A 19,181-nucleotide genomic window follows, 5' to 3' on the forward strand; every position below is an offset into this window, starting at 1 on the left:
GCAAGCTGGCCGCAGCGCAAGCGCGGAGCCGGGGACATCAACGCTGGGTCTGACAGGGCGACGGCGCGTTGCCGTCGCCCTGCAAGCCACTCAGCCGGGGATGAAGGGAAACACGATCTTGAGCAAGCCCTTCAAGCCGCCTTCTGCCGTGCTGGCCACGGCCTTGGCACCCAGACTGTTGAGTGCGCGACGCACATCATCCCAGCGCAGCTGCGCGATGTCCTTTTTCAACAGATCCGCCACTTCTTCGGCAGTGGGCGTGAGCTTTTGCAATTCGCGTACCGCTGCCTGCGGATCCTGCTGCAGATAGCCCCAGCGTTCGGCGATTTTCAGCAGCGTGTCGAAGCGCACTGCCACCACTTCGCGATTGCGTTCGTATACCGGCAACGCGCCGACATCGAGAATGGCTTGTTCGAACTGCTGGGCGTCGTCGGGATGTTCGATCCGCACCGCCAGAAAACCTTCCTTGCGGCTGCGTTCGCTGACGTGCTTGGCACCGGAGCGCAGGTTGTCTTCGGTGAGCACGTTGGCCACGATGCGCTGCATCGCCGCGTCGCCTTCTTCGGGCACCAACGCGCGCCAACGGGCATAGCCATCGCGACGCAAGGCCTTGACCTTGGCCGAGGTGACACGCAGCTGCAGTGCGACAAGCGCGTTGGAGCTATTGCGCGAAATCGCGCCATCGCGCTCCAGCAGCGCGAAGATCAACAGTTCCAGGTCGCGTTTGGTCAGCGACTGAAACCCCTGCAACAGGGTCAGTCGCAGGAATTCGCTGCCAAAGGCGGCCGCGTCCTTGAGTTCGATGGGTTGCATGGGGGAGTCCTCCGCGGGTGACTTGCAGGATGCCAGGATGCTGTTGCGCGGCCTGAGAACCGATGCGACGCGCGCAGCAGTTTCAACGTCCGGTTTCGCGCCCGGGGCGATCGGATCTGAACGTTTCAACTGCGCCGCGATCCTGCAAGGTCACGAACACCTGTTTGCCATCGCTGCCACCGAAGGCGACGTTGCTGGCCTTGCGGCCCTTGAGTGCGATGGTGCGCAGCAATTTGCCTGCCGGCGACACCACCGCGATCTGTCCGGCATCGTAACGGGCGATATATAGATTGCCGTCGGCATCGCAGCGCATGCCGTCCATACCGAAATCGGGGAACGCGATCAGCAGGCGTTTGTTGCGCACGCTGCCATCGTCCAGGCGGTCGTACACCCACACCTTGCGCGACATGCTTTCGTTGACGTACAGGCGCTTGCCGTCCGGGCTGACGTCCAGCCCATTCGGCGTGGTCATGCCCGATTCCAATAGCCGCACTGCGCCGTCGCGACTGATGTGCCACAAGCGGCCGCTGTTGTCTTTCCAGTTCGGGTCGCTGGCATAGAAACTGCCATCGGGCGCCAATGCCAGATCGTTGGGGCCATCGGAATCGGGCAGCGAGGCGAAGGTGCTCACCGCGCGCGTGTGCAGATTCACTTGCAGGATCTTGTGGCTGGTGTAATCGGCCACGTACATCGCGCCATCGCGAAAGCGAATGCCGTTGCCGGTGCTGCCGGCAGGCAAGGTGACGAACACCTCGGCAGTTGCGCTGCCGTCTGTGTGCAACGCGATGCGTGCAATGGTGCCGTCCTTGCCCAGATTCACCGCATACAGTGCGCCGTCCGGGCCCGCGGCCGGGCCTTCGGCGTTATGCGTGAATGCGCCATCGCCAATCAGGTCGCGTGCAACAAATGGCGTGTCGTCAGCGATGGCGAGCGAACTGGACAACAAGAACACCAGTGGCAGTAAACGATGGCGGGCAGCCGTGGTCATGCGGAATCCTCCATAGACGATCGTCGGCAGTGTGCCAGACCGTGCAGCGCGACCATGGCGATGATCACGTGCGATCAAGTAAGGTGCGCGGGCAGTAGTGGATCGGAGCAGCCGATACATCAAGGCGTGTCGTCGAGCCGATGTGGCTGATGCGTGCCATGTCGTGCACGCGTCGCAATGTCCGATGCGCTGACGCTGCCTGCATGAGGCCGCTGGTCAAACGCTGGTCGCTATTCTCTCTACGAAGGAGGTTTGCATGTCCGTGGAATCCTTGACGCGTCGCCGCCTGCTTGCCGCCTTTGGCAGCGCCGGCATCCTGCTTGGCGCACCTGCATGGGCGTTGCCGAAAAAGAAGCCTGGAAAACCGCTCAATGTGGCACTGGCCGGGCTGGGAAGTTATGCCAGCGAGCAACTCGCGCCGGGCCTGGCTTTGACCAAACACTGCAAGCTGGCAGGCATCGTGACCGGCACGCCGTCGAAGATTGCGCAGTGGCAATCCAAGTACGGCATTGCCGATCGCAACGTCTACAACTACGACAACTTCGACCGTATCGCCGACAACGACGACATCGATGTGGTCTATATCGTCACGCCGACTCACATGCATGCACCGCTGGCATTGCGTGCGGCGGCGGCCGGCAAGCACGTGTGGTGCGAAAAGCCGATGGCGATGCATGCGGGCGAATGCGAAGCGATGATTGCGGCCTGCAAACGCAACAAGGTGGCGTTGACGATCGGCTACCGCATGCAGCACGAACCCAATACGCGGCGCCTGATTGCGATGGCCGGCGAGAAGCCGTTCGGCGCGATGCAACGCGTGCGTGCCGAGGCCGGTTACAACGGCTATCGCGATACGACCAAGGCCGATCGCCCGTGGCGGCTACGCTCGGAATTCGGTGGCGGTGCGATGTACGACATGGGCGTTTATCCGCTCAATGCCGCGCGTTACACCGTGGGTGCCGAGCCGCTGGCAGTCACCGCCAAGCGCTGGACCGACCGTCCCGAGTTGTTCGACGAGGTCGACGAGCATATGGATTTCACGCTGGAATTTCCCAATGCCGTGCGGGCGGCGTGCAAGACCAGCTTCGGTGCCAACATGAATGTGCTGCGCGCCGACTGCGAGCGCGGCTGGTACGAGCTGTCGCCGTTTCAGAGCTATCAAGGCGTCACCGGCAAGGCCAGCGACGGCCGCGTCTTCGATGCCAAAGTGCCGCATCAGCAGGCCTTGCAGATGGACGAAGACGCATTGGCGATCATGCATGGCACACCGTTGCGCGCCCCGGGCGAAGAAGGCTTGCGGGATATCCGCATCGTCGATGCGATCTACCGCTCCGCGCGCGAAGGCAGCAAGCGCATCGTGCTGTAAGTCGGCAGGTTTCGGCGGTCGCTGGGCCGCCGAAACAGTGAAGCAGCAAGTCGTGGCAATGGGCGACCGGAGCATGGGGGCGGACGCTTTCAGCAGCTTTCAAGATCCACCACCAGCCACCGCTGTTCCACTTCCATTCCAGCGCCTGTGCACGTCAGGCACAGCGCTCAGCGCGCAATGACTGGCGCAAGTCACGGTGAGCATGTGCCGGCAACGCGCCGATCAAGCGCTTCTACGAATCCCGATTCTTGAACTCCCGCATCCCCGCATCTGCTCCAGCGTCTGCATGCGCATCACAAACACCGTGCTCACCGCGCAATGACTGCCGGAATCTACGGCCAACACATGCAAACAACACGCCGACCAACCGCTTCTACCGCTCCCCAATCCCAGCTCAGCTCAGTCGCGCATCGCCAGCACGGTGATCTCCTCCCGATCGTGATACAGCTGCTTGGCACGCACGGTCAGCGATTTTTCGGCCTGCTGTTCGAATAAATCCAGGCACAGGCGCGTCTCGTCCCAGCGCTTTTTCATCGGCAGCTTGAGGTTGAAGATGGTGTGGCGGCACCAGCCTTCGCGCACCCAGATGGCCATGCGTTCGGCCACGCGGCGCGGTTGCTCGACCATGTCGCAGACCATCCAGTCGAGCGGTTGCGCCGGCTTCCAGTGAAAGCCGTCGGCGCGCAGATGTTCGACCAGCCCGGTTTCCAGCACATGCTCGCGTAGCGGGCCGTTGTCGACACTGGTGACATGCACGTGCTGGCGGGTGAGTACCCAGGTCCAGCCGCCGGGCGCGGCGCCCAGATCGGCCGCGCGCATGCCGGGTTTGACCAGACGCTCGCGTTCCTCGGGCGTGAGCAGGGTGAGCAGCGCTTCGTCGAGCTTCAGTGCCGAGCGCGATGGCGCTTCCGGCAGCAATTTCAGCCGCGGAATGCCCAGTGGCCACGGCGCACTGTCGTCGGCATCGGCCACCGCCAGCAGTGCGTGGTCGCCATCGAGAAAACACACATGCAAGCGCGGCAGTCGCGGTTGCGGCTTGTCGGTGAGCAGGCCGGCCTTGCGCAGTGCCGGGCGCAACGCATTGCCGAAGCTGCGCGCCAGGCCCGCCAGCGGTTTGCCGGCGTCCGAATCCGGGTGCTCAACCCACAAATCGCCAAAGCGCGCTTGCCCTTCCAGCGCGGCCAGGATTGGAGTGATGCGGTCTTTGGGGTCGATGCCCTTGAGCTCGGCCAGTACCACCAGTTTCTGTCGCGCGAAGATCAGCTCGCGCCAGGGCAGCTTTGCCGCCAGTTGCGCGGCCTCATCGCAGACGAACAGCACATAGCCATCGTTGCGCTGCGTACGCGCATAGCCGGCGATGCCGACGAACGCGGCGCGCGCGCTCAGTTCGGCCGCCAGTTCCGGCTCGAAGCCTTGGCGGCAATAACACAGCAGACCGCTCATCGCAGCGCTCGCAAGGACAGGTCAATAATGATCACCGCCGCCCTCGCCGTAACCACGCAGCACCGCGCAGGCCTGTTCGCGTTGCACATCGCGGACCACCTCGATGCCACGGCGGGTGAGCTCGCCCACCCAGTCAGCAGGCAGCGGGCCTTCATCGAATTGAGTCAGTGCCATCACGTCTTCGGCGCGTGCGCCGATCAACAGCCGGTCGATACCGGCCCACACCGTGGCGCCATAGCACTGGCAGCATGGCTGCGCAGAGGTGGCCAGCGTCACCGGCGACAGCACATCGTTCAAGCGTGGCGTCTGCAGGCGCTGTTGCGCGAGCATGTAGGCCATGTTCTCTGCATGCGCCAGCGAGGTATTTTGCGGCACCACGCGGTTGACCGCAGCCGCGATGATGTGATGATCCGGGCCGAACACGACAGCGCCAAACGGGCCGCCGCTGCGCGCTTCCACGTTCATCCGCGACAGCGCGATGGCCAGCGCCACCTTGTCGTCGTCGCCGGGATAGGCGCGGCTGGCGTCTACAAACTCATGAATCCAGGCGGGCAGGGTGAGGTGGACTTGCGCGTAGAGCATCAGTGGGCCGGTTGCTGAGACGAATCAAGGTCTCAGTGTATCGGTCGTTGCCCGCGTTGCGGCACATTGGCCGGAAACGCACTGGCAGGCGTCGATCGGGCGGAAGCCGCAGACGCCCATCATGCCGCTGGCCCGGCATTGCGCCGCGACGGCCTTGGGATTGGTAGGGCTGTTGACGTTGACGCAGGCCGGCGACGCGCCGCAACAGCTGCCCACGTTCTTGACCGTGCAGTCGGCATCGGTGCGGCAGGTGGTATCCACCTGAGCGAGCTTGATCGGCGAGGCCGCCGGACGGGTTGCCGCTTCGGTGGGCGGTGCAATGACACAGCCCATCAGAACCACGGGCGCGATCAGGAACAGAGTGCTCAGACACCAGGACAAGGCACGGGACATGTGGCTGCTCCGATCACGGTAAGTAAGTTTCATGGTAAGTCCTGGCCGCCGCAACTGTGGTCCGCATGCCACCTGACGCATCGCAGAGTGCCCGGCCGGGTGACGCACTGCGCCATTTGCCGGTCACAACGCGCGCAAGAGCGAGCCGGCCGTAGAAGGGCGCACCGATATGCAGTGCTGAAACGCGCATTGCTCATCGCAATGGCGGGCGCTGTCGCAGGCAATCGCCATCCGCTGGTCGGAGCTGCCGATTTTTGCGACGTCATCATCGATGACGGCGCAGCGCAGAGCTGCAGCGGGTGGCAAGCGCCAGCTGCTGCATGCTTTCGTCGCGGTCAGCGTTGGGCAGCTCGGCGTCCGGCGGGTTGGGGACGAACATGCACAGCACGTCGGCCGGAGTGACCGCTTGTACGTCTTGCTGCGGCTTCGAGCAGCCCGCCAAGCCGATCGAAAGCGAAAAGACGGCTCCGTAGAGTGCTCGCTGGCCTGATTGTGGGAGGCACATGGCGGTGTTCCATTGGAGACAGCGTGCAATCTAGGCCGATGCGCGCGCAGGTCGGTTGCGTCAATTCGCTTCCGCATGCAGCGCTGCGCACCACAGCACGCCGACCAGCAAACAGGCGATCGCGGCCAGCTCCAGTGGCGTAGGCAGCCGCATTTCCCAGGCAAAGCCGTACAGCAGCGCAAACACGGTTTCGAACACGATCATCTGCCCGACCAGGGTCAGCGGCAGCACGCGGCTGGCGCGGTTCCACAAAGCATTGCCGATCACCGACGCCAGGATGCCCAGCAGTAGCGAAACGCCCCAGAAACTGGCCCAGTCGATCGCTGCATGCGCTGCGCTGCCGATCAGCGCCGCCGGCGCCAGCAATGCGGCCAGCGCCCCGGTGACCACGCCGGTCAGCAGCGACCAGTCGCCACCGGACAGGTCGGGACGGCGGCGCAACCAGCGCGCATTGGCGATCGAATATGCCGACCACGAGACCAGTGCACCGATTGCGCAAAGCAAGCCGGCGATGCGGGTGAGCCTGTCGCTTGCCTGCTGTCCGGAGTCGTCCTGCACGGTGTCCAGCGCGACCAGCGCCACGCCGATGACGCAGAGCACGCACGGCGCGGCAAGCTGCCGCAATTGCACCGCGCCGGCCGCGCGCGTGCCGATGATGGTGACCACCACCGGCAGCAACCCGATGATCAGCGCCGTGGCCGCGCTACCGGCCCACTGCACGGCGCTGCCTAGCAATATGTAATAAATCAGATTGCCCATCAGGCTCAGACGGACCAGCGCCCACCACTCGGCACGGCCCAGCCGGGCGGCGGTTTGTCGTGCACGCGGTGCCAGCACCAGCGCGGCCACCGCGCCATACGACAGGTAGCGCGCTACCGCCAATTGCAGCGGCGTGAACGCCGACAACAACTGCGGTGCCAGAAACACCAGTCCCCACAACGCGCCCGCACCGATGCCGCAGGCCACGCCCATCATCAGGCGCTCACGCATCGTGCGTCTCCTTCATGCCATGCACTGCAGCGTGCAGTGCGGCGCAGCGTTGATCAAGCTCGCCGATCACGCATGCTCGCTGCCGTGAGGTGGTTGTCTGTGGCGATAAAGGGGTCAACAGTCGTGTGCCCGTAAGCCGCGTACCCAATGCGATCTGGCATTGCTCTCAGCGATCATTCGATTGCCGACGTCGTGCCGGATGATTGGCCGCCGCGTCCACGGGTGGGCGTTGTGGCCCACGGCACCGCAGCGATCAGCCGCCGGATGGCCGAAAGCGGGTTGTTCGAACAAAGTGGGCGAACGATTCCATGCCCACATCCAGAACAGCTGGCAACACTACTGTGCAGCCGCCAGACGGGCGAGGTCGGTACCCGGCGTGGCATGTGCCGCTTCTACACTCCGGTGCTGAGTGCGCCGTCCGCGCCCACCTCACGATTGCTCGCTATGTCTTGTTCGCCGCTCCAAACACGCAGCGACGCCTGCCTTGCAGCAAGCATCGCCGACGTGGCTGTCGCGATTACTTTGCCCAGGTATCGCGCAAGGTCACGCTGCGGTTGAACACCGGCGTGGCCGCGCTGTGGTCGTGTCGGTCGGCCACGAAATACCCGGTGCGCTCGAACTGGAACGCCTGCTCCGGTGCCGCCTGCGCCGCCGACGGTTCCACATAGCCGCGCACGCTGCGCTTGGACTCGGGGTTGAGATAGTCGCGGTAGGTCTTGCCTTCGGATTCGTCGTCGGGCTTTTCCACCGAAAACAGACGGTCGTACAGGCGGATTTCCGCTTCCACCGCATGCACCGCGCTGACCCAATGGATGGTGCCCTTGACCTTGCGGTTCGCGCCTTCCATGCCCGGGCGCGATTCCGGATCCAGCCAGCCGCGCAGTTCGACGATCTGCCCGGCGTCGTTCTTGATCACCTCATCCACGCGCGCGATGCCGGCGCCGCGCAGACGGATCTCGCCGCCCGGCACTAGCCGCTTCCAGCCCTTGGGCGGGACTTCGGCAAAATCCTCGCGCTCGATCCACAGCTCGCGCGCGAACGGCACCTCGCGTGTGCCGAAGCTCTCGTCCTTGGGATGATTGGAGAACTGCAGTGTCTCGGTATGGCCGTCGGGCAGGTTGGTCAGCACCAGCTTGAGCGGGTCGATCACCGCCATGCGGCGCGCGGCGGCGGCATCCAGATCGTCGCGCAGGCAGCCTTCCAGTACCGAGAAGTCGATCAGCGAGTTCTGCTTGCTGATGCCCACCCGGTCCACAAACAGCCGCATCGCCGCCGGCGTATAGCCGCGCCGACGCAGGCCTTGCAGCGTGTACATACGCGGGTCGTCCCAGCCATCCACCAACTGTTCTTCCACCAGCGCGGTGAGCTTGCGCTTGCTCATCACCGTGTAGTTGATGTTCAGGCGCGAAAACTCGATCTGGCGTGGCTTGGCGGCTTCGCGCGGCAGGCCCTTGTCCAGCAGCGGCTGCAGCAGCGCTGGATGCCCGGCCAGGTCCACCTTGTCCACGCACCAGTCGTACAACGGGCGGTGGTCTTCGAATTCCAGCGTGCACAGCGAGTGGGTAATGCCTTCCACCGCATCGCCCAGCGAATGCGCAAAGTCGTACATCGGATAGATCGGCCAGGCGTTGCCGGTGTTCTGATGCTCCACATGCTTGATGCGGTACAGCGCCGGGTCGCGCAGGTTGATGTTGCCGCTGGCCATGTCGATCTTGGCGCGCAGCGTGCGTGCGCCATCGGGAAACTCGCCTGCGCGCATGCGCCCGAACAGGTCAAGGTTTTCTTCGACGCTGCGCTCGCGGTACGGCGAATTGCGGCCCGGCTCGGTCAAGGTGCCGCGGTATTCGCGCACCTGCTCTGCACTCAGATCGCAAACGAACGCGTGGCCGTCGCGGATCAGCTTCTGCGCGGCCAGGTAGTACACCTCGAAGTAGTCCGACGCGTGGCGCAGCTGCGCCCATTCGTAGCCCAGCCAGCGCACGTCGTCCTGGATGGCGGCCGCGAACTCGGGGTCTTCCTTGGCCGGGTTGGTATCGTCCAGGCGCAAGTTGCACAGCCCGCCGAACTCGGCTGCCAGGCCGAAGTCCAGGCAGATCGCCTTGGCGTGGCCGATGTGCAGGTAGCCATTGGGCTCGGGCGGGAAGCGGGTGCGGATGACCGTGTGCTTGCCGCTGGCCAGGTCCTCGCGAACGATCTGACGGATGAAGTCTTTCTTCTCCGCCGGGGCGGTGGCGTCGGTGGCTGGAATCTCGGACATGCGGGGCATCGGCAATAAGTAAACCGCAAGTTTAGGCGGTGGCACCGGTTAGGGGTAGGCGGCTGGGCGTGTTGCGTGGTCGGCGGGTGTTTTCTGTCGCCGCTCGGCCCATCAGCCGGCCCTGTTGTCCCGGCCACTGGCGCCATCCGGTGGTGCGATGGGCATTCTCCAGGGTCGCAAGGTGTGGCGGGCAGTGATGCGCTTGCGATGCTGCGTGAAAGGCGCTGGCAGCGCCCGATCGTCCACCGCTGGCGGTCGCCGGCCCCGACGCGTACGCTGCGCCGACCCTCTGCAGCGAGCTGCGCATGCCTTTGCCCCGCCTGGTGATCGGCGACAAAACCCTGTCTTCCTGGTCGTTGCGGCCGTGGCTGCTATTGCGGCATTTCCAGGTGCCGTTCGAGGAAGTCTGCCTGCCGCTGGACACGCCCGAGTTCCAGTCGCGCATCGCCGGGTATTCGCCTACCCGCAAGGTGCCGGTGCTGTGGGACGACACCCTGCACGTCTGGGATTCGCTGGCGATTTGCGAATACATCAACGAACGCTGGCTCGACGGCCGCGGCTGGCCCGCGGACCTGGCGGTGCGTGCCCAGGCGCGCGCGGCTGCGGCCGAAATGCATTCGGGCTTTGCCGCCCTGCGCACGCAACTGCCGATGGATCTGGCGCGTCCGCCTGGTTCGGCGCAGTGGGATGCGGCGGCCGAGCGCGACATCACCCGTATCCAGGCGTTATGGGCCAGTCTGCGCGCCGAGCACGGCCATGCCGGTAACTTCCTGTGCGGCGAATTCGGCATCGTCGATGCGATGTATGCCCCGGTGGCGCTGCGCTTTGCCAGCTATGGCGTACCGCTGTTCGAGGCCGCCGGCGATTACCTGGCCGCCCTGGATGCGCTGCCGGCGCTGCGCGAATGGCGCAACGGCGCAGAACGCGAACGCGCGGAGCGCGGCTGATGCAGATCGCCTATCGCGCCAGTCACATCATCGATGCCCATCTGGCCAAGCACGCGCTGGAAGATGCCGGCATCACCGCCTTCGTGTTCGGCGAATCGCTGCTGGGTGGCGCCGGCGAATTGCCGGCCTTCGGCGTGCTGCAGGTGTGCGTGGCCGACATCCATCTGAGTCAGGCGCAGACCGTGCTGGCCGAGATCGGCCTGTGCGGCGAGGTCACCCGCGCGCTGTAGCGTTGCAGGAGCGCACCCGGGCGCGATGTGGCGTTTATCGGCAAAGCCCCATCGCGCCCAGGCGCGCTCCTACGACGCGCAGGCATCATTCCGGCTGACGCCATCCTGGCGGCGCGGCCTCTGGCGCAGCCAGCGCGCGCAGGCGTTTGAACAGCACCGTGGTTTCGGCCACGTTCCAGACCCGCAGCGCGACTTCGAAGGTATCCAGCGGCTTGGTCAAGAAGTCCTTGGCGCCCAGGCCCAGGGCGCGGTGGCGCGCGCTGCGGCTGGGGTCGGCGGTGAGCACGATCACCGGCAAAAAATGCCCTGGGTCGGAGAGCCGCGCCAGCTGCTCCAGCAGCGCGTAACCGTCCAGCTCGGGCATCTTCAGATCCAGCAGGATCAGGTCCGGCGCGAATGCCGACACCAGCCCCATGACCCGCAGCGGGTCGGTGGTGGCGATGACCTGCTGAAAGCCTTCGCGCTGCAGCAGGTCTTCGAGCAGCCGCACATTGGCCGGCTCGTCGTCGACGATGAGGATGCGGGAGCCCAAAATTTCGTCGCGTGTCATGCCAGCAACCTGTCGATCACGGTGAAGAATTCCGCCACGTCGAGCGGTTTGGTCAGATACGCACGCACGCCCTGATTGCCGACGCGCGCCAGGGTGGCGGTGGTGGCATCGGCGCTGATCACCACCACCGGCACCTGCGCCGTGGCAGGTTGCGCCTGCAACTCGCGCAACAGTTCCTCGCCGTTGCCGTCGCTCAGGTGCAGATCCAGCAGGATCAGATCCGGCACGCCGTGCTGCAGCAAGTCGCGCGCCTGCGCCAGGCTGGCGGCTTCGAGCAACTGCCATTGCGGGCGACGCTCGGTGAGGGTGCGGATCAGCGCCTGGTTGGACGGATTGTCCTCGATGCTCAGCAGCCGGCACACGCCGCTGCCGCTGGTGCTGGGCGGCAGCAGGGTGCGCGCCGGCTCGCTGCGTTGCGGCTCGCCCTGCGGCAGCGAGATCCAGAACCGTGCGCCATCGCGGCTGCTGTCCACGCCGATCTGCCCACTCATCGCCTCGATCAAACGCTTGCTCAGTGCCAGGCCCAGACCGGTCCCTTCCACCGCCGAGCGCTCGGCACCCAGTCGCTCGAACGGCGTGAACAAGCGCTCGATCTGCGCCGGCGTCAGCCCCGTGCCCTGGTCGGCCACGGTGATGCGCACCTGTTCGCCATCTGCCTGTGCGGTGACCTGCACCTGGCCGCCGGGGCGATTGAACTTGACCGCGTTCGACAGCAGATTCAGCAGCACCTGACGCAGCCGCTGCGCATCGGCGCGCACCGTCCACGGCCCTTCGATGGCGGCCGGCTGCAACGCGATGCCGTACTTGTCGGCATCCGGTGCGATCAGGCCCAGCGCTTCGTGCACGGCGGCGCGCACCGAGATGGGTTCCGGGCTCAGATCCAGTTGATCGGCCTCGATCCGCGCGATGTCCAGCAACTCGGTGATCAGCCCCAGCAAGTGCCGGCCGGCGCCCAGGATGTGCTGCAGATGGCGGCGGTGGCCCGGTTCGGGCAGGTCCATTTCCAGCACCTGCGCATAGCCCAGAATCGCGTTGAGCGGCGTACGCAGTTCATGGCTGCTGCGCGAGAGAAATTCGGTTTTCGCGCGGTTGGCGGTTTCTGCCTCGCGCCGTGCCAGTTGCGCTTCGGCCGCGCGTGCGGCCAACAGTTCGCTGGCCTGCGCCAGCCGCTGGCCGACCTGGCCCAACTCATCGCCGGCGCGCGGTTGCGGCGCCAGCGGCAGGCCTTCGCCCAGGCGGTCGGCGTTGGCCGCCAGCGTGCGCAGCCGCCCGGACAAGGCCGAGGCGAACCACGCCACCGCAAACACCGCGCCCAGGCCGCCGAGCATGGCCGCACTCAAGGTGATGATCAGATTGCGCTGGCGCAGCCCTTGCGCCTTGGCGGTGCGCACTTGCAACTGCGCGGTTTCGTAGTTGCGCAACTCGCGCAGTTCCGCACGCAGGATGTCGAGCTTGTACTTGCCGTCCCAGAGCTGACGGATCTCTTCTTCGCGGCTCAGGTCCGGGGCCAGCAACCGCCGCCAACCCTGCATTTTTTCCGCAAACAGCGGCTTGATGCGCGCAAACCGTTGTGCCTGCACCGGGTCGGTGATGCGTTGCGAGAGCCGTTCGGCCACGCGTTGCAACCGCGGTTCGGCATCGCGGTAAGGGGTAAGGAATTCATCGCGGCGCACCAGCCGATAGCCGCGCACACCGGCCGCGGTTTCGGCCAATAGCGCATGTGCTTCGTACAGATCGCTCAACACTTCCAAGGTTTGGCGCACGTCGTTTTCGGCGGCGATGTTCTGCCGCTCCACGCTGTAGATCGCCATCAGCGCCACGGCCAGCAACAGCAGCGGCAGGGTCACCACCGCCAGGCTCTTGCGGGTGATCGGCCAATCGTTCCAACGCACCGCCAATGCATTCATAGCGCGAGTCCGGCATGGACCGCGTACACCGCGGCCTGGGTGCGATCTTTTACCTCAAGTTTCTGCAGGATTCGCTCCACATGCACTTTTACCGTGCCGGGAGAAATCCCCAGTTCAGCTGCGAGCGTCGCGTTAGTGAGTCCGCGCGGGAGCAGTGAGAGCACCTGTTTTTCGCGCTTGCTCAGCGCGCTGAGGCGGTCGTCCTGCATCGGTTTGCGCCGACGCGTGGCGATCGGCTTGGCCGGTTCGGCCACCATCGCCGGCAGCAGCAGTGCGAAGGCCTGCAGCGCCTGAACGTCGTCGTTGCCGGGCGCGGGGCGGTTGTCGTTCCAGGCCACGCACAGCATGCCGTGGGTCGTTCCCAGTGCATGGATCGGCACCTTGGCCTCGCGTATGTCGCTGGGGCGCGGCGGCATCAACCAGGCGGCTTCGTGGCCGTCGCCGGCCGCACTGGCACCGGGCGGCAGTGCCCGCCCGCGGCTGGCAAGCACTTGCGCGCGCGGTCCGCGCTGCGCCAGCACAGCACCGTGTTCCAGGCCCAGCAACAGCAGCACGCGGCCAAGCACTGCATCGCAGGCGTGCTCGGGCGTGTTCGCCTGACGCAGCGCCACGGCCGCCTCCCATAACGCCTGCCAACGTGCGCTATCGGAGGCCTCGCGTCGCAAGCTCAGGCGCCAATCGCCAGCATTGGTAGGGGTTTCCATGGGTTCGCTCTAGGCCGATCAGCATATTTGAGTATATGCCAATCGGCAGAATTGTTGGGGGTGCTGGATTTCGATACTGAGCTCGCCCGATGAGGCACCCCACAACAACCCAACGGAGATTTCCCATGCGTCGCACCCTGTTCTCTCTGGCTTTGGCTCTGGCTGCCACCCCGGCGCTGGCCGCCGGCGTGATGCATTACACCGAAAAGGCGGCGCTGCCTGTCGACGGTGAAGCACGTGAAGTCGCCGCGCTGTTCGATACCTGGAACGCCGCGCTGGCGACGGGCAACCCGCACAAGGTGGCCGATCTGTACGCACCCGATGGCGTGCTGCTGCCGACGGTCTCCAACGAAGTGCGTGCCTCGCGCGAGCAGATCGAAAAGTACTTCGAGATGTTCCTGACCAAAAAGCCGCAGGGCGTGGTCAATTACCGCACCGTGCGCGTGCTCGATGACGACAGCGCGGTGGATGCGGGCGTGTACACCTTCACGCTGACCGACAAGGCCGGCAAGAAGAGCAATGTGCAGGCGCGCTACACCTTCGTGTACGAAAAGCGCGACGGCAAGTGGCTGATCATCAACCACCACAGCTCGGCGATGCCGGAAGTGGACACGCGAGCGGCAGTCGCCAAGACCAAGTAAGTGCTGCATCGGCAACGCGCGCCGGCCGGGCAGGCTTGAAAGCTGCTGCGGCCGGCGCCATCCAGCAGGCAATCCTCACGATTGCGGAGTTGCACCATGCTGGGAATCGGCGCCTTCAAACAACGCATGCCACGTCCGGGCGAGGCACTGCCTGGCCGCGAGCAAGCGCTGCCGTTGCATAACACGCACCTGATCAACGGTCACCCGTTGCGCGGGGAATTTACCGGCCTGGCCCAGGTGCAATTCGGGCTTGGTTGCTTCTGGGGCGCAGAACGCAAGTTCTGGAACGTGCCGGGGGTGTACACCACCGCAGTGGGCTATGCCGGCGGTGAGACACCTAATGCGACCTACTCCGAAGTGTGTTCCGGACAGACCGGCCATACCGAAGCGGTGTTGGTGGTGTACGACGAAACGTCGGTGTCGTTTGCGCAGTTGCTGCGCACGTTCTGGGAAAGCCACGACCCCACCCAGGGCATGCAGCAGGGCAACGATGTCGGCACGCAATACCGCTCGGCGATCTATTGCACGACGCAGGCGCAATACGATGCGGCACTCGCCAGCCGCGACGCCTATCAGCAGCAGCTGGATGCTGCAGGGTATGGCGCAATCACCACGGAGATCCGTTTCCCGGCGCCCACGTTCTACTACGCCGAAGACGATCACCAGCAGTATCTCGCCAAGCACCCCAATGGCTATTGCGGGCTTGGCGGCACGGGAGTGAGCTGCCCGATCGGGCTGGATGCCTGACGGAAAGGCGGGCCGGATTGAAACGCTGACAACCACGTGATCGTGGCAGCGTGCCGATGGCCAACAGTGACCGGCAGCGTTATCACGATCAGGCGCGCATGGGAGTGCATGCCAGGCAACTTGAATGGCTGCGTCGGAGACGGCGTGGCCATCTTTTTTTGTGTGGCGTGCGCAAGGCGCGCCGCCACTACCATGTGTGCCTGATAGGCGAACTGGCCCAGCGGATCATTGCAGCCAATTGCTGCAATGCGTCGGTGCGGCGAATCGCAGCAGTCATTGCATGCAGCCAATGCGCTAGGCGTGCTTGAGTCCGTTGGATCAGACGAATTCGCCGGCAAACATGCCGCGCAGCTGCGCGAGCGTCTCGGTGCGTTCGGGATGCAGCAAACGCATGCAGGCCAGCGCAAAGCCGACCGGGCTGGTGCCTGGTGCGGTAATCACGCTGTCGGCGGTAACGACTTTTTCGTGGCGATACTGTGCGGCGCCGGCATACGGCACCACGTGTTCCTGCAAGAATGCCAGCGTGTTGCTGGTATGTGCGCGGTCGTCGAGCAGGCCGGCATAGGCCAGCGCGATGGTGGCGCCGCAGATCGCCGCGACCGGACGCTGGTGTTGCACGCGCTCCACCAACAGACCACTCAAGCCGGGGATTTCCCCCGCCTGCCAGCGCTCGCTGCCGGGCAATATCCACAGGTCGGCATCCAGCGGCGCCAGATCCGAAAGCGCAAATTCCGGAGTGATGCGCAGACCGCCGATGGACTGCACCGGCTGGCCATCGATGCTGGCAATGACCACCTGATCGCCAAACCATTCGCGCGCCGCTGGCAGCACCACACCGATTTCCCAATCGGCCACGCCGTCGACCATCACCACTGCAATGTTTGCCATTGTCCGCTACGCCAGTTGAGGTAACCGGATTCTAGGCAGTGCGCGCGCGGCGATTGTAAGCAGGGTGTGCAGACAGACAGACAGGCGGGGCGGGCGGCCATATCGCGATCTGATCCATCGGCTGCTCGAACGGGGGTTGCCTGCGCGATGCGCGGAGCGGTGGAGGAGGGCAACGATGTGCGAGGCACGCAGTGTCGATCAGATCCGTCGCGTTACCTGCTTTAACTCGATAGACAGCGTGTGCCAGCGTCAGAGAGGTGCGCGACGCTTGCGCGTTGCGTCGGATACGCGGGCCGTCGTGTCCGCGCGGGCTTGAACACCGCAGTGCGATCCCCGCTGCACGTCGGAAATGACAACGCCCGCAGCATCGGCTGCGGGCGTTGGTGGTCGCGCGTGTACGCTAAGACGATCAGCCGGCCAGCTTGTCGGCGATGGTCTTGCGCAGGGCCTGCAGATCCTTGGCGAAGGTGTCGATGCCGCTGGCCAGCTTTTCGGTGGCCATCGGGTCGGCGGCCAGGTCGGTGGCGAAGCTGTCGCTGTTGATGGGGGTGATCTGCGCATTGTCGGCCTTGGCCGGCGAGAGCTTGCGCGGCAACTCGCCGTGCTCTGCGTCGAGCTTTTCCAACAGGTCCGGGGAGATGGTCAGGCGGTCGCAGCCGGCCAGCGCTTCGATCTGCGCGGTGGAGCGAAACGAGGCGCCCATCACCACGGTGGACGAGCCGCGCCGCTTGAACTCGTCATAGACGGTGCGCACGAACACCACGCCCGGGTCTTCATCGATGTTGGCTGGGGTCTGGCCCTGGGCGACGTAGTAATCCAGGATGCGGCCCACGAACGGAGAGATCAGGAACACGCCCGCTTCTGCGCAGGCCAGCGCCTGGGAGCGGTTGAAGATCAGGGTGAGGTTGCAGTCGATGCCTTTGCGTTGCAGCTGACGGGCGGCTTCGATGCCTTCCCAGGTCGCTGCAATCTTGATCAGGATCTTGTCCTTGGACACGCCACGTTCGGCGTACATCGCAATGAACTTGCGCGCCTTGGCGATGGTGGCTTCGGTGTCGTGGGCCAGGTCGGCGTCCACTTCGGTAGACACGCGCCCCGGCACCAGTTCGGCCAGCTTGACGCCCACGCCGATGGTCAGGCGGTCGGCGACCTCGTGGATGGTGGCAGTGCGGTCGTCGCCGCCGTGCTCGCGGCCCCAGGCCAGTTCGCGCTCGATCAGGTCGGCATAGACCGGCAGGTCCAGCGCCTTCTTGACCAGGGTGGGATTGGTGGTGCAATCGACCGGCTTCAGTCGTTTGATGGCGTCGTAATCGCCGGTGTCGGCAACAACGACAGACAGGTCGCGCAGTTGGGCAAGCTTGGAGGGGGATGCAGTCATGCGGGTTCTCTCGAATCGTGGAACGGGTCGGGGATGACGCAGCGCGCTACGTTAGCGCGCCGCGCGCTGGAAGTCGCCCGCGGCTGCGGGTTGATCGTGCACCGCGGTCACGCGCAAGCGCAGGTCGCGCCCGTCAGGCGTGCGCCAGTCGATGCTCTGGCCAACCGACAGGCCAAGCAGCGCACTGCCGACCGGCGCGAGCACCGAGATGCGGCTGTGCTGGACATCGGCTTCATGCGGGTACACGAGGGTAAGCGTATGCCGTTCGCCGTGCAGCTGGTCTTCGCATTCGATGCGCGAGTGCATGGTGACGACATCGCCGGGAATCTGGTCGGGCGGCAGCACGCGTGCGCGGCCCAGTTCGTCGCTCAGCGCAGTGGCGGCGGGATGCTTGTTGAACGCGGGGGAATCGAGCAAGGCCTCAAGCCGTGCGAGGTCGTGGCTGGAGACAAGGATCGATGGCGGCAAGCCGCTGTGATGTTGCGAAGTCATGGCACTCTCCTGACGAATACGGCCTACCAACACGGTAAGCAGAATCGACAATATGAGGGCGCGGTGGCCCGATCCCAATACATGCTGCCCGGCGGAAACGTGCGGTGACTTGTCTCAGGCCGACGCGGTTCTTTTTTCAAGCCACTGGCGTTAACGCGGCGATCAAGCGAGCGCGGTGAGCGAGTTCCAGGGCGCAGATGGCCGGATCGAACGCCGCGCATGTACGCCACCAGACGGAAGTGGCTGCACAGATGAATCTGCAGACGTACAAAAACAGCAGCTGAAGAAAAACCAAAGGCGCCGCTTCCGCGCCGCCAATGTGTGTTGTCTACGAATGTCGCGCAAAGCGACCACATCCGTGAAACGCTTTTACGATTCCCGATTCCCGATTCCCGATTCCCGATTCCCTAAGCCGCAACCGCCTTGGGGCCGGTCGCAGGTTGATCCAGCGTAAACAGGCTGTCCGGCAATTCCTTGAACAACTGCGACAACTGCTCCAGGAAGGCAGTCATGGCCGAGCTGCGACGCCAGGCCATGGCAATGCGACGGCTGGGTTGCTTGTCTTCGCGGAAGCGGATCAGGCGGATGTTTTCCGACCGGGCCACCGGCGGTTTGACTGCCAGCAGCGGCAGCAGGGTGACGCCGACATTGGCGGCCACCATCTGACGCAGGGTTTCCAGGCTGGTGGCCTGGAATTCCGACTTTTCCAGCGCACCGGCCAGATGGCAGACATCCAGCGCCTGTTCGCGCAGGCAGTGGCCGTCTTCCAGCAACAACAGGCGCTGTTCGGACAGATCGTCCAGCGTCATGCTGTCGTGGCGCGACAGCGGGTGGCCCTCCGGCACCGCCAGCACGAAGGGTTCTTCGAACAGAAATTCGGCATGCAACTGGTCGTCCTGCAACGGTAGCGCCAGCAGCGCCGCATCCAGGCGGCCCTCGCGCAGCTGGTGTATCAGCTGATCGCTTTTTTCTTCGATCAACAGCAGCTCCAGGCGCGGGAAGCGCTCGCGGATGCGCGGCACCACATGCGGCAACAGATACGGCGCCAGCGTGGGGAAGATGCCCAGCCGCACGGTGCCCGCCTCCGGGTCCTGGCTGCGGCGTGCGGCTTCCTTCATCTGTTCCACTTCGGCAACGATGCCGCGCGCGCGCATCGCCGCTTCGCGGCCGGCCGGCGTCAACATCACCTTGCGTGGTGCGCGTTCCACCAGCGGCACACCCAGCTCGTCTTCGAGTTTCTTGATCTGGGTGGACAGCGTCGGTTGACTGACAAAACACGCCGTCGCGGCGCGGCCGAAATGCTTTTGGTCAGCCAGGGCTACCAGATATTTCAGGTCACGCAGATTCATGTGCAGCAGCC

General features: G+C 64.8%; 20 protein-coding genes and 1 other RNA gene. 6 read left to right on the plus strand and 15 right to left on the minus strand.

Annotation, left to right across the window (positions count from 1 at the left end):
- Positions 1-90 precede the first annotated feature (90 nt).
- Together XdyCFBP7245_RS06600 and XdyCFBP7245_RS06605 are read right to left on the minus strand one after the other, a co-directional pair.
- Entirely contained in the window at positions 91-813 is a 723-nt protein-coding gene (locus XdyCFBP7245_RS06600; protein WP_104614935.1) for a hypothetical protein, read from the minus strand.
- Positions 814-895: 82 nt separating this feature from the next.
- Complete coding sequence (locus XdyCFBP7245_RS06605; RefSeq protein ID WP_104614936.1) at positions 896-1,801, minus strand: SMP-30/gluconolactonase/LRE family protein; 906 nt, start codon at positions 1,799-1,801, stop codon at positions 896-898.
- Positions 1,802-2,057: 256 nt separating this feature from the next.
- Between XdyCFBP7245_RS06605 and XdyCFBP7245_RS06610 the strand changes: the two genes are divergently transcribed.
- Complete coding sequence (locus tag XdyCFBP7245_RS06610; protein ID WP_104614937.1) at positions 2,058-3,167, plus strand: Gfo/Idh/MocA family protein; 1,110 nt, start codon at positions 2,058-2,060, stop codon at positions 3,165-3,167.
- 399 nt (positions 3,168-3,566) lie between these two features.
- Here the strand turns inward: XdyCFBP7245_RS06610 and rlmM are convergent, their stop codons facing one another.
- The 5 genes from rlmM to XdyCFBP7245_RS06630 all read right to left on the minus strand — a co-directional run bounded on the left by rlmM (position 3,567) and on the right by XdyCFBP7245_RS06630 (position 7,080).
- A complete protein-coding gene (gene rlmM, locus XdyCFBP7245_RS06615; protein ID WP_104614938.1) occupies positions 3,567-4,610 on the minus strand; it encodes a 23S rRNA (cytidine(2498)-2'-O)-methyltransferase RlmM in 1,044 nt (347 codons plus the stop codon).
- Between the two features lie 21 nt (positions 4,611-4,631).
- Positions 4,632-5,192, minus strand: a complete 561-nt coding sequence (locus XdyCFBP7245_RS06620; protein WP_104614939.1) for a nucleoside deaminase — start codon at positions 5,190-5,192, stop codon at positions 4,632-4,634.
- 24 nt (positions 5,193-5,216) lie between these two features.
- Positions 5,217-5,585: a hypothetical protein gene (locus XdyCFBP7245_RS06625; RefSeq protein WP_104614940.1), complete on the minus strand. Its 369-nt coding sequence runs from the start codon at positions 5,583-5,585 to the stop codon at positions 5,217-5,219.
- 265 nt (positions 5,586-5,850) lie between these two features.
- Entirely contained in the window at positions 5,851-6,090 is a 240-nt protein-coding gene (locus XdyCFBP7245_RS23720; protein ID WP_146091650.1) for a hypothetical protein, read from the minus strand.
- A gap of 60 nt (positions 6,091-6,150) precedes the next feature.
- Positions 6,151-7,080, minus strand: coding sequence for a DMT family transporter (locus tag XdyCFBP7245_RS06630; protein ID WP_104614941.1), 930 nt, complete (start codon positions 7,078-7,080; stop codon positions 6,151-6,153).
- A 381-nt stretch (positions 7,081-7,461) separates the two neighbouring features.
- Here XdyCFBP7245_RS06630 and XdyCFBP7245_RS06635 point away from each other — a divergent pair.
- A non-coding RNA gene (locus XdyCFBP7245_RS06635) (sX9 sRNA) lies at positions 7,462-7,538 on the plus strand.
- 59 nt (positions 7,539-7,597) lie between these two features.
- On the opposite strand, the gene XdyCFBP7245_RS06640 is transcribed toward XdyCFBP7245_RS06635, so the two are convergent.
- The gene (locus XdyCFBP7245_RS06640; RefSeq protein ID WP_104614942.1) at positions 7,598-9,337 is read right to left on the minus strand and encodes a glutamine--tRNA ligase/YqeY domain fusion protein; all 1,740 of its coding nucleotides are present in this window, start codon (positions 9,335-9,337) and stop codon (positions 7,598-7,600) included.
- Positions 9,338-9,642: 305 nt separating this feature from the next.
- Between XdyCFBP7245_RS06640 and XdyCFBP7245_RS06645 the strand changes: the two genes are divergently transcribed.
- Together XdyCFBP7245_RS06645 and XdyCFBP7245_RS06650 are read left to right on the plus strand one after the other, a co-directional pair.
- Positions 9,643-10,284, plus strand: a complete 642-nt coding sequence (locus tag XdyCFBP7245_RS06645) for a glutathione S-transferase family protein (RefSeq protein WP_104614943.1) — start codon at positions 9,643-9,645, stop codon at positions 10,282-10,284.
- Entirely contained in the window at positions 10,284-10,514 is a 231-nt protein-coding gene (locus tag XdyCFBP7245_RS06650) for a putative signal transducing protein (RefSeq protein WP_104614944.1), read from the plus strand. Before XdyCFBP7245_RS06645 ends, XdyCFBP7245_RS06650 begins: the two co-directional genes overlap by 1 nt.
- Before the next feature lie 85 nt (positions 10,515-10,599).
- On the opposite strand, the gene XdyCFBP7245_RS06655 is transcribed toward XdyCFBP7245_RS06650, so the two are convergent.
- The 3 genes from XdyCFBP7245_RS06655 to XdyCFBP7245_RS06665 are packed head-to-tail and all read right to left on the minus strand — an operon-like array spanning position 10,600 to position 13,675.
- A complete protein-coding gene (locus XdyCFBP7245_RS06655; RefSeq protein ID WP_104614945.1) occupies positions 10,600-11,064 on the minus strand; it encodes a response regulator in 465 nt (154 codons plus the stop codon).
- Positions 11,061-12,971 carry an ATP-binding protein gene (locus tag XdyCFBP7245_RS06660; protein ID WP_104614946.1) on the minus strand — a complete coding sequence of 637 codons (1,911 nt, stop codon included), beginning with the start codon at positions 12,969-12,971 and terminating at the stop codon, positions 11,061-11,063. The genes XdyCFBP7245_RS06655 and XdyCFBP7245_RS06660 overlap by 4 nt, the downstream gene beginning before the upstream one ends.
- A complete protein-coding gene (locus XdyCFBP7245_RS06665) occupies positions 12,968-13,675 on the minus strand; it encodes a helix-turn-helix transcriptional regulator (RefSeq protein WP_104614947.1) in 708 nt (235 codons plus the stop codon). The genes XdyCFBP7245_RS06660 and XdyCFBP7245_RS06665 overlap by 4 nt, the downstream gene beginning before the upstream one ends.
- 125 nt (positions 13,676-13,800) lie before the next feature.
- On the opposite strand from XdyCFBP7245_RS06665, the gene XdyCFBP7245_RS06670 reads away from it, so the two are divergent.
- Both XdyCFBP7245_RS06670 and msrA read left to right on the plus strand, forming a co-directional pair.
- Entirely contained in the window at positions 13,801-14,316 is a 516-nt protein-coding gene (locus XdyCFBP7245_RS06670) for an SgcJ/EcaC family oxidoreductase (protein WP_104614948.1), read from the plus strand.
- Positions 14,317-14,412: 96 nt separating this feature from the next.
- On the plus strand, positions 14,413-15,063 hold the full coding sequence (gene msrA / locus XdyCFBP7245_RS06675; RefSeq protein ID WP_104614949.1) for a peptide-methionine (S)-S-oxide reductase MsrA: 651 nt from the start codon (positions 14,413-14,415) through the stop codon (positions 15,061-15,063).
- Between the two features lie 318 nt (positions 15,064-15,381).
- Here msrA and XdyCFBP7245_RS06685 read toward each other — a convergent pair whose 3' ends face one another.
- The 4 genes from XdyCFBP7245_RS06685 to XdyCFBP7245_RS06700 form a co-directional block, all read right to left on the minus strand.
- A complete protein-coding gene (locus XdyCFBP7245_RS06685) occupies positions 15,382-15,951 on the minus strand; it encodes a type 1 glutamine amidotransferase family protein (protein WP_104614950.1) in 570 nt (189 codons plus the stop codon).
- Between the two features lie 409 nt (positions 15,952-16,360).
- Positions 16,361-17,329 (minus strand): transaldolase, encoded by a 969-nt coding sequence (gene tal, locus XdyCFBP7245_RS06690; RefSeq protein WP_104614951.1) that lies wholly within the window; start codon positions 17,327-17,329, stop codon positions 16,361-16,363.
- 51 nt (positions 17,330-17,380) lie between these two features.
- Positions 17,381-17,821: a nucleoside diphosphate kinase regulator gene (gene rnk, locus XdyCFBP7245_RS06695; protein ID WP_055851460.1), complete on the minus strand. Its 441-nt coding sequence runs from the start codon at positions 17,819-17,821 to the stop codon at positions 17,381-17,383.
- Positions 17,822-18,228: 407 nt separating this feature from the next.
- The gene (locus XdyCFBP7245_RS06700) at positions 18,229-19,170 is read right to left on the minus strand and encodes a LysR substrate-binding domain-containing protein (RefSeq protein ID WP_104614952.1); all 942 of its coding nucleotides are present in this window, start codon (positions 19,168-19,170) and stop codon (positions 18,229-18,231) included.
- Between the last annotated feature and the right edge of the window lie 11 nt (positions 19,171-19,181).

This window comes from Xanthomonas dyei (assembly GCF_002939865.1).
Lineage (GTDB): Bacteria > Pseudomonadota > Gammaproteobacteria > Xanthomonadales > Xanthomonadaceae > Xanthomonas > Xanthomonas dyei.

Excerpts from the sequence above, each read along its gene's own strand:
- XdyCFBP7245_RS06600 (WP_104614935.1), bottom strand. The coding sequence starts at position 813 with ATGCAACCCATCGAACTCAAGGACGCGGCCGCCTTTGGCAGCGAATTC.
- XdyCFBP7245_RS06605 (WP_104614936.1), bottom strand. The coding sequence starts at position 1,801 with ATGACCACGGCTGCCCGCCATCGTTTACTGCCACTGGTGTTCTTGTTG.
- XdyCFBP7245_RS06610 (WP_104614937.1), top strand. The coding sequence starts at position 2,058 with ATGTCCGTGGAATCCTTGACGCGTCGCCGCCTGCTTGCCGCCTTTGGC.
- rlmM (WP_104614938.1), bottom strand. The coding sequence starts at position 4,610 with ATGAGCGGTCTGCTGTGTTATTGCCGCCAAGGCTTCGAGCCGGAACTG.
- XdyCFBP7245_RS06620 (WP_104614939.1), bottom strand. The coding sequence starts at position 5,192 with ATGCTCTACGCGCAAGTCCACCTCACCCTGCCCGCCTGGATTCATGAG.
- XdyCFBP7245_RS06625 (WP_104614940.1), bottom strand. The coding sequence starts at position 5,585 with ATGTCCCGTGCCTTGTCCTGGTGTCTGAGCACTCTGTTCCTGATCGCG.
- XdyCFBP7245_RS23720 (WP_146091650.1), bottom strand. The coding sequence starts at position 6,090 with ATGTGCCTCCCACAATCAGGCCAGCGAGCACTCTACGGAGCCGTCTTT.
- XdyCFBP7245_RS06630 (WP_104614941.1), bottom strand. The coding sequence starts at position 7,080 with ATGCGTGAGCGCCTGATGATGGGCGTGGCCTGCGGCATCGGTGCGGGC.
- XdyCFBP7245_RS06640 (WP_104614942.1), bottom strand. The coding sequence starts at position 9,337 with ATGTCCGAGATTCCAGCCACCGACGCCACCGCCCCGGCGGAGAAGAAA.
- XdyCFBP7245_RS06645 (WP_104614943.1), top strand. The coding sequence starts at position 9,643 with ATGCCTTTGCCCCGCCTGGTGATCGGCGACAAAACCCTGTCTTCCTGG.
- XdyCFBP7245_RS06650 (WP_104614944.1), top strand. The coding sequence starts at position 10,284 with ATGCAGATCGCCTATCGCGCCAGTCACATCATCGATGCCCATCTGGCC.
- XdyCFBP7245_RS06655 (WP_104614945.1), bottom strand. The coding sequence starts at position 11,064 with ATGACACGCGACGAAATTTTGGGCTCCCGCATCCTCATCGTCGACGAC.
- XdyCFBP7245_RS06660 (WP_104614946.1), bottom strand. The coding sequence starts at position 12,971 with ATGAATGCATTGGCGGTGCGTTGGAACGATTGGCCGATCACCCGCAAG.
- XdyCFBP7245_RS06665 (WP_104614947.1), bottom strand. The coding sequence starts at position 13,675 with ATGGAAACCCCTACCAATGCTGGCGATTGGCGCCTGAGCTTGCGACGC.
- XdyCFBP7245_RS06670 (WP_104614948.1), top strand. The coding sequence starts at position 13,801 with ATGCGTCGCACCCTGTTCTCTCTGGCTTTGGCTCTGGCTGCCACCCCG.
- msrA (WP_104614949.1), top strand. The coding sequence starts at position 14,413 with ATGCTGGGAATCGGCGCCTTCAAACAACGCATGCCACGTCCGGGCGAG.
- XdyCFBP7245_RS06685 (WP_104614950.1), bottom strand. The coding sequence starts at position 15,951 with ATGGCAAACATTGCAGTGGTGATGGTCGACGGCGTGGCCGATTGGGAA.
- tal (WP_104614951.1), bottom strand. The coding sequence starts at position 17,329 with ATGACTGCATCCCCCTCCAAGCTTGCCCAACTGCGCGACCTGTCTGTC.
- rnk (WP_055851460.1), bottom strand. The coding sequence starts at position 17,821 with ATGACTTCGCAACATCACAGCGGCTTGCCGCCATCGATCCTTGTCTCC.
- XdyCFBP7245_RS06700 (WP_104614952.1), bottom strand. The coding sequence starts at position 19,170 with ATGAATCTGCGTGACCTGAAATATCTGGTAGCCCTGGCTGACCAAAAG.